General features: G+C 45.8%; 18 protein-coding genes. 5 read left to right on the top strand and 13 right to left on the bottom strand.

Annotation, left to right across the window (positions count from 1 at the left end; all coding sequences use genetic code 11):
* Positions 1-67 precede the first annotated feature (67 nt).
* A complete protein-coding gene (locus SC79_RS14280) occupies positions 68-1,396 on the bottom strand; it encodes a Na+/H+ antiporter family protein (RefSeq protein ID WP_039075612.1) in 1,329 nt (442 codons plus the stop codon).
* 142 nt (positions 1,397-1,538) lie between these two features.
* Positions 1,539-3,041, bottom strand: coding sequence for a leucyl aminopeptidase (locus SC79_RS14275; protein WP_039075611.1), 1,503 nt, complete (start codon positions 3,039-3,041; stop codon positions 1,539-1,541).
* A 157-nt stretch (positions 3,042-3,198) separates the two neighbouring features.
* On the opposite strand from SC79_RS14275, the gene SC79_RS14270 reads away from it, so the two are divergent.
* On the top strand, positions 3,199-3,675 hold the full coding sequence (locus SC79_RS14270; RefSeq protein WP_010329943.1) for a divergent PAP2 family protein: 477 nt from the start codon (positions 3,199-3,201) through the stop codon (positions 3,673-3,675).
* Positions 3,676-3,703: 28 nt separating this feature from the next.
* Here the strand turns inward: SC79_RS14270 and spsC are convergent, their stop codons facing one another.
* The 4 genes from spsC to SC79_RS14255 all read right to left on the bottom strand — a co-directional run bounded on the left by spsC (position 3,704) and on the right by SC79_RS14255 (position 6,373).
* Positions 3,704-4,360 carry a stationary phase survival protein SpsC gene (spsC, locus tag SC79_RS14265; protein WP_082022723.1) on the bottom strand — a complete coding sequence of 219 codons (657 nt, stop codon included), beginning with the start codon at positions 4,358-4,360 and terminating at the stop codon, positions 3,704-3,706.
* Positions 4,361-4,463: 103 nt separating this feature from the next.
* Entirely contained in the window at positions 4,464-4,784 is a 321-nt protein-coding gene (locus tag SC79_RS14260) for a YuiB family protein (protein ID WP_039075609.1), read from the bottom strand.
* A gap of 51 nt (positions 4,785-4,835) precedes the next feature.
* Positions 4,836-4,979 (bottom strand): YuiA family protein, encoded by a 144-nt coding sequence (locus tag SC79_RS20150; protein ID WP_003243733.1) that lies wholly within the window; start codon positions 4,977-4,979, stop codon positions 4,836-4,838.
* 173 nt (positions 4,980-5,152) lie between these two features.
* Entirely contained in the window at positions 5,153-6,373 is a 1,221-nt protein-coding gene (locus tag SC79_RS14255; RefSeq protein ID WP_039075706.1) for an NAD(P)/FAD-dependent oxidoreductase, read from the bottom strand.
* A gap of 333 nt (positions 6,374-6,706) precedes the next feature.
* Here SC79_RS14255 and yumC point away from each other — a divergent pair, with 333 nt between their 5' ends.
* Complete coding sequence (yumC, locus tag SC79_RS14250) at positions 6,707-7,705, top strand: ferredoxin--NADP reductase 2 (protein WP_039075608.1); 999 nt, start codon at positions 6,707-6,709, stop codon at positions 7,703-7,705.
* Positions 7,706-7,743: 38 nt separating this feature from the next.
* Here the strand turns inward: yumC and SC79_RS20145 are convergent, their stop codons facing one another.
* Positions 7,744-7,884, bottom strand: coding sequence for a hypothetical protein (locus tag SC79_RS20145; protein ID WP_010329949.1), 141 nt, complete (start codon positions 7,882-7,884; stop codon positions 7,744-7,746).
* 275 nt (positions 7,885-8,159) lie between these two features.
* On the opposite strand from SC79_RS20145, the gene guaC reads away from it, so the two are divergent.
* Complete coding sequence (gene guaC / locus SC79_RS14240) at positions 8,160-9,140, top strand: GMP reductase (protein ID WP_039075606.1); 981 nt, start codon at positions 8,160-8,162, stop codon at positions 9,138-9,140.
* Between the two features lie 52 nt (positions 9,141-9,192).
* Here guaC and SC79_RS14235 read toward each other — a convergent pair whose 3' ends face one another.
* From SC79_RS14235 to SC79_RS14220, 4 genes are all read right to left on the bottom strand, one after another.
* Positions 9,193-9,555, bottom strand: coding sequence for a HesB/IscA family protein (locus tag SC79_RS14235; protein WP_039075605.1), 363 nt, complete (start codon positions 9,553-9,555; stop codon positions 9,193-9,195).
* Between the two features lie 78 nt (positions 9,556-9,633).
* Positions 9,634-10,488 (bottom strand): diaminopimelate epimerase, encoded by an 855-nt coding sequence (gene dapF / locus SC79_RS14230; RefSeq protein WP_039075604.1) that lies wholly within the window; start codon positions 10,486-10,488, stop codon positions 9,634-9,636.
* 120 nt (positions 10,489-10,608) lie between these two features.
* Positions 10,609-11,823 (bottom strand): NupC/NupG family nucleoside CNT transporter, encoded by a 1,215-nt coding sequence (locus SC79_RS14225; protein ID WP_039075603.1) that lies wholly within the window; start codon positions 11,821-11,823, stop codon positions 10,609-10,611.
* Positions 11,824-11,958: 135 nt separating this feature from the next.
* Entirely contained in the window at positions 11,959-12,195 is a 237-nt protein-coding gene (locus SC79_RS14220) for a YuzB family protein (protein WP_003222913.1), read from the bottom strand.
* Between the two features lie 262 nt (positions 12,196-12,457).
* On the opposite strand from SC79_RS14220, the gene SC79_RS14215 reads away from it, so the two are divergent.
* Positions 12,458-13,525 carry an NAD(P)/FAD-dependent oxidoreductase gene (locus tag SC79_RS14215; RefSeq protein ID WP_010329958.1) on the top strand — a complete coding sequence of 356 codons (1,068 nt, stop codon included), beginning with the start codon at positions 12,458-12,460 and terminating at the stop codon, positions 13,523-13,525.
* A gap of 25 nt (positions 13,526-13,550) precedes the next feature.
* On the opposite strand, the gene SC79_RS14210 is transcribed toward SC79_RS14215, so the two are convergent.
* A complete protein-coding gene (locus SC79_RS14210; protein WP_039075602.1) occupies positions 13,551-13,877 on the bottom strand; it encodes a YuzD family protein in 327 nt (108 codons plus the stop codon).
* 97 nt (positions 13,878-13,974) lie between these two features.
* On the opposite strand from SC79_RS14210, the gene SC79_RS14205 reads away from it, so the two are divergent.
* On the top strand, positions 13,975-14,310 hold the full coding sequence (locus SC79_RS14205) for a NifU family protein (protein WP_180298684.1): 336 nt from the start codon (positions 13,975-13,977) through the stop codon (positions 14,308-14,310).
* 41 nt (positions 14,311-14,351) lie between these two features.
* Here SC79_RS14205 and SC79_RS14200 read toward each other — a convergent pair whose 3' ends face one another.
* Complete coding sequence (locus SC79_RS14200; protein ID WP_039075601.1) at positions 14,352-16,325, bottom strand: S9 family peptidase; 1,974 nt, start codon at positions 16,323-16,325, stop codon at positions 14,352-14,354.
* Positions 16,326-16,371: the final 46 nt, after the last annotated feature.

Below are 16,371 nucleotides of genomic sequence, written 5' to 3'. Positions count from 1 at the left end.
CTCATTCTACCGTACGGTTTTTTTATCATAACGAGAAAAGGCTCCTCAGTAAAGGGGAGCCTTTTTCCTATAAAACAATCGCCGCAATCCAGCCGAAAATGATAAGCGGGATATTATAAAATAAAAAGGTCGGCACACAAGTATCCCAAATGTGGTGATGCTGGCCGTCCGCACTCAAACCTGAAGTCGGTCCAAGTGTACTGTCGCTGGCAGGTGAACCGGCATCGCCAAGCGCAGCTGCCGTTCCGATAATCGCAACCGTGGCCATCGGGCTGAATCCGAGCTGCATGCATAGAGGCACAAAGATCGTTGTGATAACCGGAATCGTCGCAAAAGAGGAACCAATTCCCATTGTAATGAACAAGCCCACAATAAGCATCAGCAGTGCGCCCACTAATTGACTGTGCCCCATTATGCCGGCCGCTGTTTTAACCAATGACTCGACATCTCCGGTTTTCGTCAATACATTTGAAAACCCGGCTGCAACGAGCATGACAAAACCGATAAAGGCCATAAGAACCATTCCGTCAGTAATCAGCGAATCCGCTTCATCACGCTTCATTACGCCGCTGACAAACAGAATGATCAGACCCGCCAGCGCACCCATAATCATCCCTTCTACTCCCAGCGACTGTGATAAATAAAGCTGGACGCCGAGTGACACTGCGATGGCAAGAACCGCGATCGCCAGGCTTTTTTTCGTATATGGAGAAGCGGCCGCACCAGATATTTCTTTTGTTTCGTATGTTTTCGGTTTACGGAATACGATGATTGATATGATCAGACCTACAACCATACCCGCAACCGGGATCATTAAAGCGTAAGGAATATCACCGAGGGATACGTTTAATCCGGCAGCTGCCGCATTATCCTTGAGTATGCCCTGAAAGATTTGGCCGAAACCGACCGGCACTAAAATATAAGGCGCCGTTAAACCGAATGTAATCACACACGCAATCAGACGGCGGTCTATTTCAAGTTCATTAAAGATTTTCAAAAGCGGCGGAATCAGCACCGGGATAAATGCGATGTGAACCGGAACCACGTTTTGCGAAAAACAAGATATAATTAAAATAATTAGTACAATCAGCACTTTGGACAGTGCTTTTTTGCGGGTGTCCTCTTTGTTGCCGATCAATTTAACGGAGGCTTCCACCATTGCGTCCGGAAGACCCGTTTTTGTTAAAGCCGCAGCAAACGCGCCAAGCATGGCGTAGCTCACTGCAACGGTGGCATTTCCGCCGAGCCCGTCTGTAAAAGCTTTAACCGTTTCTCCAAGTCCGAGCCCGCCTGTTAATCCTCCGGCCAGAGCCCCTATGATTAATGCGATAACAATATTGACACGCAGCAGGCTTAAAACAAGCATAAGCAGTACTGCGATGACGACTGCGTTCATAATAACCCTCCAAAAATCCTTTAGTTTGCTAATGTAGTAGATAAATAAAGTATGAACGTATCGTATCACAACCGATACACTTTAGTCAACTAAAGATTTTGGAAGAAAAAATCCCCGCCGCACTTCGCAGCAGGGATTAATATTATTCGCTTTTCTTCTCTTCCGATGTAAATCGCTCCGCCAGTGTGGCAAGTGTTCTGGCCATAACACCGGTCGCACCAGATGGCCCGAAGCAGCTTGCTTTATTAGACGTCGCCGTTCCCGCAATATCAAGATGCACCCAAGGCATTGCTTCGGCAAATTCACCAAGAAACGTCCCTGCCATAATCGCATGTCCTTCGCGTCCCGGCGAATTGCTGAGATCCGCCATTTGGCTGCTCTTCACTCGCTTTTTATCCTTCTCTGTTATCGGCAGCTGCCAGATCGCCTCGCCGCATTCTTCCGCAGCATCAGCTACCTGCCGATAAAAGCTTTGATCATTTGTCATAGCGCCGGTCGTTTCTGTCCCTAATGCCACAACAACGCCGCCGGTCAGCGTAGCTACATCAACAAGAACTGACGCCCCATGCTGTTTCGCGTATGTAATGCCATCTGCAAGCACAAGCCTTCCTTCAGCATCCGTATTGAGGATTTCAACTGTTTTTCCGCTTAATGATACGATCACATCATCAGGCTTCATCGCGCTGCCTGAGATCATATTATCGGTTGAAGGAATGACAGCCAGCACGTTTTGCTCGGGACGAAGCTCTCCGATCGTTTCCATTGCGCCAAGAACCGCAGCTGCTCCTCCCATATCAGATTTCATGCCGACGATTCCAGATTTCGTTTTAATGGAGTAGCCGCCTGTGTCAAAGGTAATTCCTTTTCCGACAAGTCCGACGACATTCTCCCATTCCGTTTTGCCCTGATACTTCAAAACAATCATCTTCGGCGGTTCGGCCGAGCCTTGGTTTACCGCAAGTATTCCGCCCATGCCGAGCTCTTCCATCTCTGATTTCTCCAATATCTCACACTCAAAATCATATTTCGCCGCAAGCTCTTCCGCATATGAAGCAAGGTCAGTCGCTGTCAGCATGTTTCCGGGCATATTCACTAGGGTTCTAGCCGAATTTGCCCCTTGGCCGTATGCCTGGCCGACGCGAAGCCCCGCCTGCACTTCCTGTGTATCTTCATCTGTGACGGCGTACACGGCTTCCATTTGTTTATCCGGCTCATTTGATTTGTGCTTATAATCCTGCACCTCATAGGAAGCAAGCAGGCAGCTCTCAGCTAAAGCATGAGCGGCATCCGCGGCAGGCACGTCTTCCGAAATAAATGTATCAAGCAGGAGAGAAGCTTCTTGTTTTCGGTCTTTATGAATCGCTTGAAACACATGGGCAAAACATTCCTTCGCCTGTTCAAATGAATAATTGGCTTCTCTTCCCAAACCAACGAAATAAATCCGTTTCATACCCGCAGAAGATGGAGGGTATACTTTTGATACTTGATTTGGTTTAGAAGAGACATCACCATCTTTCAAAAGCTGTGTCAGATGGCCCTCCAGCATCTCATCAATTTCCAGCGCTTTGCCTGACAGCTGGCTTTTTTGAAAAAGCCCAACCACAAGGGTTTCCGTATGCTCTAATGACTGAATCGCATAAAACATATGCTTACACTCCTAACGTAATGGGTATTTGTTATGAACAATGGTATAATAGGAAAAACATTCTTTCCATTACACTTATTTTATCAAACAACAGTCTAAGACTTGTTATTTTCTTTTGAAACACGAAGGATTTTTTCAAATAGAAAGGATGTCGCCAATGGAACTTTTAACAAACTTCCCTTTATTATCAAGTCTGGCCGCGATTATTTTTGCTCAGGTCATCAAAGTGCCCATACAGTTTATCGCATCCAGAAAACTAGACTGGTCGCTGGTCACAAGCACAGGCGGCATGCCGAGCTCACACTCCGCAGCGGTCACTGCGCTTTCTACAGGCGTAGCCTTGGAGCATGGATTAGACTCCTCCCTCTTTGCGGTTTCTGCCATTTTCGCCGTCATTACCATGTTTGACGCAACTGGCGTCAGACGCCACGCCGGTGAACAGGCAACGGTCATCAATAAGCTTGTCATTGATTTTAACCGCTTCGTAAATGAAGCAAAGGACTTCCCGAAGGCTGAAGAAAAAGAAAAGCAAAAAAAGCTGAAGGAACTTCTCGGACACCAGCCGATCGAGGTCTTTTTCGGAGGCTTAACAGGTATCTTACTTACATTGATACTCGCTTACTTGTTCATATGAAAAACGCTCCAGCGGCAGCTGGAGCGTTTTATTCTTTCACAGTTTTATATTGATTCCTGAACACTTGCAAAGATTTTGTTTCATTGAGCTTCTCGAGCTCATCCTCGGTGACCTTTCCCGTTCCCTTTTTAATCACATATACATCAAGGGTTTTTTTGCCCCATTCATTGTACACATCTTTGACGGTTTCAAAGTACAGATCAAGGCGGTTTCCCTTAATAGCAGATCCTGTGTCTGCCACAACTCCAAGACCGTAATTCGGAATGAATAAAATCGTGCCGATCGGGAAAATGGACGGATCAGCGGCAACCGTGGAGTATAAATCCCGTTTCACTTTTACACCTGAATATGTAAGCCCGTATAATGGATCGCCGGGTTTTTTTCCCGTCGATTCAGCTCCTGCTGTGTAGCCTGTTGCTGTTACTTTTTGAACCGGATACTCGTCCCAATCAAAAGCTTCTTCTAACGGTTTTGTTTGATCCTTGGCCGCGGATATCGTTTGTGTTTTTTTCTGCTGCAATGCTTTTAATGTCAGTCCAGCATGCTTCAAGTGCTTTTTTTGATGTTCCTGCACCCATTTTGACAAGTCCTTCGCTTCAATTCCTGACACTGATAAATATGTCGTGCCAAATGCAAGCAGAAATAAACAGGTCATCAGCAAACGTCTGATCATATTCAACATCATTCACCTCTCCTCCGAATCATTATTCCCAATTGGAGAGCGCAATATTCAACATGATGAATGAGCAGAAAGCACAAAAAAAGCTTTCTTTAGAAGAAAGCGGCATTTAAAACATTTGATATCCTCTTTTTCTGAGCATGTTGATCGCGATACCGGATACGACAGCGCCAGCCAAACCGCTGGCTAAAATCAGCACATCGGCAGCCGCTAATGATACGATACGATGAAATAGGCCGGCAAAAGATTCTCCCGGAGACTGTATATAGCTGATCAGCTTATCCTTGCTGATAATCAAAAGGCATACAATTGGATAGATCACAGCCATAATCCAAGACATTCTCAGCAGCATATTTAATAAGAAACCGATTCCAAAAAACAAAACAAAAAACAGAACAATTGAGATGACGACGACTGGCAGACTAATCAACTATTCCACCCCCTGCGTTGTTTTTAGTGTAACGCGGGGGGTGAAAAAAAGTCAACGGCTGGAAAAAGAATGACTGTCTTTTCCTGTCCCCTGGCAAGATGGACAAGTCTCTGAACCGCCGAGGATCAATTGAAAATACCCTTTCCCTGAGCAAAATGGGCATGCATGTGAAGCGGTTGTCGTCGCAGTTTTCATCTGATTATCACCTTTTTTTCCTAATTTTCTGATAATATATCATATCAAGCTGTCAATCATAAAGTCAGATCATGTGACAAATCTTTTGATGTAAGCGGAAACATACTTGTTTTTCTCTCGTTATCTTTTTGTTTTGGCGTTTTTTAATAAAGAAAACCCGCGGAAGCGGGTTTTTAGAAAAACTTAAACTTGCCTTTTTTCAGCGTCAGTCCGAGTCCGCCAATCATAAACAGTGAGCGGTTATCGATGACTTTTTTCATAAACGAAGCCGGCGTGCCTTTCAGCTTTCTGCCATACACGACTCCAACCGCGTTATGCTCGCCGAGGGAAGCGACGGTTCCTTTAATGTCCGGCTTGAATTGTTCAAGCTCTCCGCCTTTAATAAGCCTCCCAAGGTTTTTAGCAACCGTTATCCCCTGCTGCATCGCAATTTGCGCAGTCGGCGGATACGGACGCTCTGTATCTTCATTCATAAACAGTGAGCTGTCGCCAAGAATGAAGACGTTGTCATGCCCGGGTGCGCGAAGATCAGGGTTGACTTTGACCCGGCCGCGCATGTTTTCAAAGCCGGCTTCCTCCACAATCGGATGGCCGCGGACACCTGCCGCCCATACAACGGTTTGCGATTTGATCTGCTCAGGTTCTTCATCTTTTTTCCCGACTCTAACTCCTTCCGGTGTACATTCTTGCACAGCCGTTCCGATCTTAAACTCAACTCCGTTTTCCTCAAGATAATGAACGGCATAATCAACAAGCTCAGGATCAAAGCCGGGCAATACGGTCGGCGCGGCTTCCACACATACGATTCGCACGAGGCTTCTGTCAATGTCATACTCCTTGCAGAGCTCCGGTACGCGTGCTGCCAGCTCGCCAAGAAATTCAATCCCCGTAAATCCGGCTCCGCCTACAACGATCGTTAACCTGTCCGGCCGTTTTTCCGCTTCCGTATGGTAAGTCGCAAACTGCAGCTCGATATGTTCCCGCAGCAGGCGCGAGGTGTTGATGTTGGCAATCGGAAACGCATATTCCTTCAACCCTTTAATGCCGAACGTTTCAGGTACTGCGCCGAGTCCAATGACTAAATAATCGTACTGCAGCTCTCCATTTGCAAGCACCACTTTTTTCTCTTCAATTTTGATTGCCTTTACAGTATCCTGTACAAAATTGACCCGCGACTGGTTGATTACATCTTTTATCTGATAACGGCAGCGGTCATGATGGAGCGTACCTGCGCTCGCTTCATGCATCCATGTCGTTTCGTAATGATAATTGTGTTTATTCACAAGCGTAATATCAGCATCATTCGGTCCCACAAACTTTGTCAGCCTAGTTACCGTCATCAATCCGCCATATCCTGCACCTAAAATCACGATTTTGGGCTTATTCAATGCCATCACATCCACCTTCTCTTTTTTTGCTTTTGTTAGACGCATAATAAAATCATCATTTGTGTTAGCTTCAGCTTATTGGCGGGATTTTATGAAATATATTGAAAAAGTTTTTTGTGGAAGTCCTTCCCCATAGCACTATTATCATATTTATCCGTCTGGCCCAAGAAACATTCAGAAAAAGATCAATTTATTTGGTTATCATCGTATCTGCCTGCGGAAATTTTTTCAAGGACGGATGCGCATACCATACACTTGCGATTTTTTCTGCTGACTCGTCAATTTCAACAGCAATATGGTATAATTAATAACAATTTTCATTTAGGAGGCCATTTTCGTATGCGAGAGGATACAAAGGTTTATGATATTACCATTATAGGCGGGGGACCGGTCGGCTTATTCACCGCTTTTTACGGAGGCATGAGACAGGCAAGCGTCAAAATTATCGAAAGCCTGCCTCAGCTCGGCGGACAGCTTAGCGCCCTATACCCTGAGAAATATATTTATGATGTAGCGGGATTCCCGAAAATCCGCGCCCAAGAGCTTATCAACAACCTAAAAGAGCAAATGGCGAAATTCGACCAAACCATCTGCCTGGAGCAAGCGGTTGAATCTGTTGAAAAACAAGCGGACGGTGTGTTTAAGCTTGTGACAAATGAAGAAATCCACTACTCCAAAACAGTGATTATCACTGCAGGAAACGGCGCATTCAAACCGAGAAAGCTTGAACTTGAAAATGCCGTGCAGTATGAAGGCAAAAACCTTCACTACTTCGTTGACGATTTGCAAAAATTCGCCGGCAGACGCGTTGCGATCCTTGGAGGCGGAGATTCAGCGGTTGACTGGGCGCTTATGCTTGAGCCAATCGCAAAAGAAGTATCCATCATTCACCGCCGCGATAAGTTCCGCGCGCACGAGCACAGTGTGGAAAACCTTCATGCGTCGAAGGTTAATGTCCTGACGCCATTCGTCCCTGCGGAGCTGATTGGTGAAGACCAAATTGAACAGCTAGTGCTTGAAGAAGTGAAAGGCGATCGCAAAGAGATTTTAGAAATCGATGACTTAATCGTCAATTACGGTTTCGTGTCATCTCTTGGGCCGATCAAAAACTGGGGTCTGGACATCGAAAAAAATTCCATTGTCGTCAAATCAACGATGGAAACAAACATCGAAGGCTTCTTTGCAGCAGGTGACATTTGTACATACGAAGGAAAAGTCAACCTGATCGCAAGCGGCTTCGGCGAGGCACCGACAGCAGTGAACAACGCCAAGGCTTACATGGATCCGAAAGCCCGCGTACAGCCTCTTCACTCCACAAGTCTTTTTGAAAACAAATAAGAAAAAAAGGAGTTTGTGTCAGCGACACAGCTCCTTTTTTATTTGAAGATATTGATATAATTCAATGCAGTTCCAAGAACCAGCGCAATCACAAGGGCTGCGACGATCCAGATCATTGCCATGATAATGCGATCCTGGATCTTTTGCGACTTCGGTGTTTTTTCTTCGTTTTGCGTCATCTCATTCGCTCCTTTCGCACGCTCAGCATAAAGAAAGCCTGGTGCTGAACGACCAAGCTTTGCTGAACGTATATGATTCGCGTTTTTGATCCGCTCTCTAAGACCATTCGTTAAAACTATCATACCCAAACTCACTGTGCATGACAAGCTTAGGCACTTGCACACCCCTGCAAGCAAATAAAACGTTTGACATCCTAAATAAAACAGAGTACATTATACAAGGCGAACGATTAATATATTATTCTTTTAAATATTCGTTTTTAGGAGTGAAAATGATGGAAAACGTATTTGATTACGAAGATATTCAGTTAATTCCTGCAAAATGTATTGTAAACAGCCGTTCAGAATGTGATACATCCGTACGTTTAGGCGGACGTACATTTACATTGCCTGTCGTTCCTGCCAATATGCAGACGATTATAGATGAAAAGCTGGCCATTCAATTAGCCGAAAATGGCTACTTTTATGTGATGCACCGCTTTGAACCTGAAACACGAATAGATTTTATGAAAGATATGAACGCACGCGGATTATTCTCTTCTATCAGTGTGGGTGTCAAAGAAGAGGAGTACGAATTTGTCCGCCAGCTGGCAGAAGAAAAACTGACTCCCGATTACGTGACAATCGACATTGCTCACGGTCATTCAAAAGCCGTTATTGAAATGATCCAGCACCTTAAAAAACATTTGCCTGACACCTTTGTCATTGCCGGCAATGTCGGAACGCCGGAAGCAGTCAGAGAGCTTGAAAATGCTGGAGCGGATGCCACTAAAGTCGGCATCGGACCGGGAAAAGTATGCATTACGAAAATCAAAACCGGCTTCGGCACAGGCGGCTGGCAATTAGCTGCACTGCGCTGGTGTGCCAAAGCTGCGAGTAAACCGATTATCGCGGATGGCGGCATCCGCACACATGGCGATATCGCAAAATCAATCCGCTTCGGCGCCACAATGGTCATGATCGGTTCACTATTTGCCGGCCACGAAGAATCACCAGGCCAAACGATCGAAAAAGACGGAAAGCTCTACAAAGAATACTTCGGCTCAGCCTCTGAATTCCAAAAAGGCGAAAAGAAAAATGTAGAAGGCAAGAAAATGCACGTGGCACATAAAGGCTCAATCAAGGATACGCTGATTGAAATGGAGCAGGATCTGCAGTCTGCTATTTCTTATGCAGGCGGAACAAAACTTGACGCAATCCGTAATGTAGATTATGTGATTGTGAAGAATTCGATTTTTAATGGGGATAAATATTAACAATAAAAAAGCCAAGTCAGCGATTTGCCGCTTGACTTGGCTTTTTTTCTATTTAGCATTCTTCAGGCGTACCTGTATTCGTCGCTGTTCTAAACGAAGAACCGCAGCCGCATGAAGCGATGGCGTTTGGATTGTCGATGGTGAAGCCGCCGCCGAGCATGGATTGTTTATAATCAATCACGGTGCCGTTCATGATGTCAAGGCTTTCTTTGTCAACAAGAACAGTGATGCCGTGCTCATCAAACATACTATCTTTTTCACCCGTTTCATGCTCAAAGCCCATGCCGTAAGAAAGTCCGCTACAGCCGCCGCCTTTGACACCGACACGCAGAAACGAGTTTTCTTCCTCATGCTCTTTCATCATATCTTTTATATGCAAAGCTGCTGCTTCTGTAATCGTTACCGGGTTGCTCATCTTTGTGAACCTCCTTTTTAAAACTGGATGTTGTCTTTTATTATAAACATGATTGACCTAATTCTCAAACAACGTGTTTTACAAGCAATAGACGCCCTCACAAACGGTTTCAGCCGGCCCTGTCATCATCACGTGGCCGTTGTCTTTCCAGTTAATCACCAAATCTCCGCCTGCTAAATGCACCGTGATGTCCTGATTTCGTTTTGATACACCGTTTAATACAGATGCGACGGCCGCTGCGCACGCTCCTGTCCCGCATGCCTGGGTAATGCCTGACCCCCGTTCCCAGACGCGGAAATGCAGTTCTTGTTCATTCACGGTTTCGACGAATTCCACATTGACGCCTTCCGGAAATCTCGGATCTTTCTCAATCACCGGACCCAGTGTCGTCAGGGGTGCCTGTTCAATGTCAGCGATCGGAAAAACGATATGGGGATTTCCCATTGAAACAGCAGTGCCTGTTAGTTCTACTTCACCAAATGTCATGGTTTCATGAATCGTGTGCTCTTCCCCGCCTTCAAGCATCGGAAGCTCGGCTTTTGTCAGGCGCGGTTCGCCCATATCGACAGTGACTACATTCACTTTTCCGTTTTCAACTTGAACCTCTGCTTTCACAAGCCCGGAGAGGGTTTCAATCAGAAAAGATGTTTCCTCCACCAGCTTATGCTCATACGCGTATTTTGCGACGCAGCGCAGGCCGTTGCCGCAGTTTTTCCCTTCAGACCCGTCATTATTAAAAATCCGCATCTTAACAGGCGCTTGATCCGAGGGACATATCAGGATCATTCCATCGGAACCGATCCCTGTATAAACAGAAGAAACCTGAACGGCAATCTCAGACAGTTTTTCTTCCGAAAGCTGTTCTTCAAATTGATTCACATAGATATAGCTGTTTCCAAGTCCGTGCATTTTGGTAAATCGAAATGAGTTCATAGGTGCCTCCAACTTTTTTCTTTTCCTTAGTATAAAAGCTATTATAAACGGACACAATACAATTATCCCCCGTTTTTCATACATAAAAGCTCCTTGCATATCGCAAGGAGCTTTTATCGTTTAAATAAACATGCCGGCAATCGCTGCGCTGAGGAGATTGGCTAGTGTTCCAGCAAGAACAGCCTTCAAGCCGAGGCGCGCGATATCCGAACGGCGGCTCGGCGCTAAACCGCCAAGCGTACCGAGCATAATGGCAATTGATGAAAAATTGGCGAATCCGCATAACGCGAAGCTGATAATGGTAGCGGTTTTCTTAGAAAACTCGCCGATGTGCGGACCGAAATTAGAATAAGCGACAAACTCATTCAGCACCAATTTCTGTCCGATATAGCTTCCCGCCTGCAACGCTTCATGCCAAGGCACGCCAATTAAAAAGGCGATTGGAGAAAACACATAGCCGAGAATGGATTCTAATGTGACGCCTTGTAAGCCGAACAAGCCGAACACCCCGCCGAGAACACCGTTTACTACGGCGATTAATGCTACGAACGCAAGCAGCATCGCTCCGACGTTTAAGGCGATTTGCAATCCGGTCGACGCTCCCTTTGCAGCTGCGTCGATGACATTGGCCGCGCCTTCGCCTTCATCCATTTTGAAATCGCTTTGTACGGTTTGCGTCTTTTCTGTTTCGGGAATAATCAATTTACCAAAGACAAGACCCGCAGGAGCAGCCATAAAGCTGGCAGCCAGCAAGTATTCAATCGGAATGCCGAGAAGCGCGTATCCAAACAAGGTTGATCCCGCAACAGCCGATAGACCGCTCGTCATAATCGTGAATAGCTCAGAGCGCGTCAGCCCGGCAATCAGGGGCCTGATCACTAACGGGGATTCTGATTGTCCCACAAAAATATTAGCAGCAGCCGCAAGAGATTCCGTTTGGCTTGTCCCAAGAAGCTTCGACAATCCGCCGCCAATAACACGGAAAATGAGCTGCATGATTTTCAAATGATATAAAACGGCAATCAATGCGGAGAAAAAAATGATAACGGGCAGTACACTTAAGGCGAATGCCGGACTATCGCCGACTTTTAGAAGCGGACCAAAAATAAAACTGATCCCTTCATTCGCATAATCAATCAGAAGCTGTACACGGCTTGAAAACCATAAAAAAACAGCGCGTCCCGCTTCCCATTTTAACACGATGTATCCAAACGCCACCTGTGTGCATAAACCAACGATGACGGTTCTTATTTTAATATTGCTTTTCTTTTCCGAAAATAAAAACGCGATAGCCATGATCGCAACTGCACCCAGCAGTCCCCACAGAACACTCATGAATACACCTACACCTCTTAACATTATTTAAAACAAATCTTTTATACGATAACAATAATCGTTTTTGATGTCTACACATTTTTTTAGTTCTTTTGTACGGCAAAATAAAAAAGGGCCTATCCTAGGCCCTTTTCTTCAAAACATTGGGTTTTCTTCAATAAAGGTATATATATTCTCCACGAGCTCAGCAGGCGTTTCACCCATGACGACTTCCCCATTTACAAGAGCGAAAAGCGACTCCATGCATGTCCCGCAGTAGCTTAAACAGCCGTATTCAAGGACATCCAGATTTGGATCTTTCTCTAGAATCGCCCGGGCTTCCTGAGAGCCGTGAGCCAGATTGCTAACACAAAATTCAATCATTGGATTCATGTGGTTTCACCTCACATATGTCCATTATCGCGAATTTTTCACGATTCGTCAAAGACAATGGATTCTTCAAAATTTATTATCGTAACATATCATTTATCAAATAACGTTTTACTAATTTGTGATTTCAGGCTAATTTGTAGGTTATTTTCAAACTATTATTGTGATTTTACATCAAATTCGATATAATTCTAGATGTTATTTTACATAGTTCGTATTTTCTTCAATGTGTCTATCATACTCTTCGGATTAAAGGGGAATTCAAATGAAAAAATTGGTCTTGATCGGCGGAGGTTACGGGAACATGCGTGTTCTTCATCGCTTATTGCCAAACCAGCTGCCTGATGATGTTTCTATCACGTTAATTGACAGAAATCCTTATCACTGCCTGAAAACAGAATATTATGCCCTTGCCGCAGGCACAATTTCTGACCATCATATCAGAGTGTCATTCCCAGAGCACCCTCGCCTGGATGTCCAATATGGTGATATCTCATCAATTGATATTGCACAAAAACAAGTGCTGTTCCAAGATCGTGAACCGATTTCTTATGATGACGCCGTGATCGGGCTCGGCTGTGAGGATAAATATCATAACGTGCCGGGAGCGCCTGAATTCACCTACAGCATTCAAACGATCGACCAGTCCCGCGAGACGTATCAAAAGCTGAATAACCTGAGCGCTAATGCCACTGTCGCCATTGTCGGCGCGGGCTTGAGCGGTGTTGAGCTTGCAAGTGAATTGAGAGAAAGCCGTGATGACCTGAACATTATTCTGTTTGACCGCGGCAATCTTATTTTATCAAGCTTTCCCGAGCGTTTGAGCAAATATGTGCAAAAATGGTTCGAAGAGCACGGTGTCCGCATTATTAATAGGGCAAATATCACCAAAGTAGAAGAAGGTGTTGTGTATAACCACGAGGATCCGATTTCTGCGGACGCTATCGTATGGACCGCCGGCATTCAGCCGAACAAAGTCGTCAGGGATTTAGATGTGGAGAAAGACGCACAAGGGCGTATCGTATTAACGCCGCATCACAATCTTCCCGATGATGAGCATCTGTATGTTGTCGGCGATTGCGCCAGCCTCCCGCATGCACCAAGCGCCCAGCTGGCCGAGGCTCAAGCAGAGCAGATTGTCCAAATCTTGCAAAAACGCTGGAATGGAGAAGCCCTTCCAGAATCAATGCCGCAGTTCAAGCTGAAAGGCGTTCTTGGCTCACTCGGAAAAAAAGCCGGCTTCGGCCTTGTTGCTGACCGCCCGCTGATCGGCCGTGTTCCGCGCATGCTGAAATCCGGATTGCTGTGGATGTACAAGCACCATAACGGTTAATGATAGAGAAGAACCGCTGATCTTGTCAGCGGTTTTCTGTATACCCATACTTCTCCATTTCCTCATAAACGTCTTTTAATCTCGAATTGCCTTCACCGACAATTTTGTCTCCTACGAGCACAAGCGGATAAAAATACTCATCATTTTTGATTTTTTCAGCAAGCTCTTTCTCATGTTCATTGTCAGGCGGCTCATAAATATCAATATATTGCATCACAAAAGGCTGATTTGGATATTTTCTTTTCAGCGCAGCCTCAAGCCACTCGTATGTATCTTTGGCTGTCGGCATATTGACACAGCTTGCGCAAATGGTTTCTGCGCCGTATACGCTAAGCATGACTGGTTTTGTCACTAGTATCGCCCCCTTCTGCCTGTAAGCTCTTTCTTTTCAGTATACAGAGCGAAGAGATGTTTTGATAGAAAAAAACCGTTTTTGTGTTCAAATCTGAATGTGCTATAATAGGGAAAGCAACTTTTCAAACCAAACAATAGATTTTTATTGTTACACTGAATATAATGGTTTTATGATGACGAAAGGAGCGAATGTCATGACTGAAGTTGAAATGAAAGAACAGGTGCAGGAAGTACTGGACAAACTTCGTCCGTTTTTACTTCGTGACGGCGGTGACTGTGAGCTTGTAGACATAGATGAAGGCATCGTTAAGCTTCGCCTTCTAGGCGCATGCGGCAGCTGCCCAAGTTCAACAATTACGCTGAAAGCCGGAATTGAACGCGCTCTTCTTGAAGAAGTGCCGGGTGTCGTTGAAGTAGAACAAGTCTTTTAATAAAGCAGCCAGACTGATATTTGATCAGCCTGGCTTTTTTATTAGAGATATTGATCAAACCATGAGCTGATATAATTCAGGCGCTTGATCCGCTGTCCCGGGTGTCCGCTGCGTGACAAATTGTGCGATGCTTTCGGAAAACGGACGAGCATGGTGTCCTTGTCCATTTTTTTCAAAGCGATAAATAGCTGCTCCGCCTGCTCGATCGGACACCGGTCATCTCGCTCGCCATGCAGAATCAAAAGCGGTGTTTCCACGTTTGCTGCGTACTTTAAAGGAGACCGGTCCCAAAGCTTTTCCGTGTCTGCAAACATGTCATGCTCTAGCTGCCAGTCTGTGAAGAAATAGCCGATATCACTGACGCCGTGAAAGCTGATCCAATTTGAAATCGAGCGCTGGGTGACGGCGGCTTTAAAGCGATTCGTCTGCCCCACGATCCAGTTGGTCATAAAACCTCCATAGCTCCCGCCCGTGACACCGAGCCGTTTAGGATCAATCTGCGGATCTCTTTTGATAGCTTCATCCACAGCCTGCATCACATCCTCATAATCCTTTCCGCCATAATCTCCTCTGACGGCATTCACAAATGCCTGCCCGTAGCCGTAGCTTCCTCTCGGATTAACATAAACGACCGCGTAACCTTTCGCCGCCAGCACTTGAAATTCATGAAAATATGTATGCCCGTACATCATGTGCGGACCGCCGTGTATGTTAAGAATAAGTGGATATGATGTCTCCTCTTCCGTCTGTGCAGGCTTCATCAGCCAGCCATTCACCGTCACACCGTCCTCTGTGACATATTGAATATCTTCAGGTACCGAAATCGCATGCTCCTCGACAAACTTGTCATTCGCGCCAGTCAGCCGTGTCTCTTCCTGCCCAAGCGGGATGCTGTAAAGCTCGCTCGGTCTGTCCGGCTTCGTCACACTGGCAATGAAGTGTTGTTCGTCAGGTGAAAGGGAAATACCATTGATGTACTCTTTTTCGAGACGAACCGGATACACAAGGCCTTCAATGGAAATATAGTAGATTCCCGTGCTGCCCTGGTCTGTGCCGATGACATAAAACCCTTGGCTGTCCTTCATCCAAATGGGGCGCTGCTCGCCTCCCCCAATCAGTGAATCTCCAATGAGCGCATCCGCTAAGTGAATGTCAAGCATTTCAGTCAGGCATGTGAGGCGGTCTTGTTCTAAATCATAGAGCCACGCTTTTTCCAGCGTTGCATTCTGATATTCCTGTTCATGTCCAAGCAAAGCGAGATACCTTCCGTCCGGTGAAAATGAACTTGGCCCAAATGAGCCGCGTTGGGATGTAACCTCCTTAAGCTCTCCAGTCTCCAGCGACAACATGCAGACATCGTGCGGCTTGCTGGCATCATCCGTTTCCGTCATATCCGCTGAGAAAACAAGCCATTTGCCATCAGGAGAAAAAGCAGGATCACCATGATCAGCTTTGCGATTTGTCAGCTGCTTTACCTCGCCAGTCCTTACGTCGACAAGCACAAGCTGGGCATACGCACCTCTTGTCAGCCCTTTTCCGTCCCGTTTATATGCCAAGCCTTGCACTTCAACAGGTTCAAAGCTATCCGGCTCTTTTTTCTCTTGATCATCAATCCTTTCTCCCTCTCCCAAACTGACAGTGACAAGAACCGACTCGCCATCCGGGGACCATACTGGCTTTGACACGCCATACGGGATATCTGTCAGTTTTTTTGCTTCCCCGCCTTCAGAGCCCATGAGATACAGCTGTGCAGTTTCGTCTTTTCGATCAGATATGAAGGCAAGCGTACGCCCGTCCGGAGACCATCTTGGGTCCGTACTCCGCTTTTCTCCGTACGTCCAAGGAACAGATCGGCCGCTTTTTGTATCATAGATCCATATATTTGATGTATACGAATCTTTCTCTTGATTCACTTGCGACTGCACGTATGCGGCACGGCTGCCGTCTGGAGCATATTGCGGATCGGTCACAGAGACAATCGCTGTGATGCCTTCTGCGGTTATCGGCTTTTTCATATTTATCTCCTCCTTTGTACATCTATTTCGTTTTTCTAAATAAAAA

This window comes from Bacillus sp. MSP13, from assembly GCF_000815295.1.
In the GTDB taxonomy this organism is placed as follows: Bacteria; Bacillota; Bacilli; order Bacillales; family Bacillaceae; genus Bacillus; species Bacillus vallismortis.
This window is presented reverse-complemented; position numbering and strand designations above follow the sequence as displayed.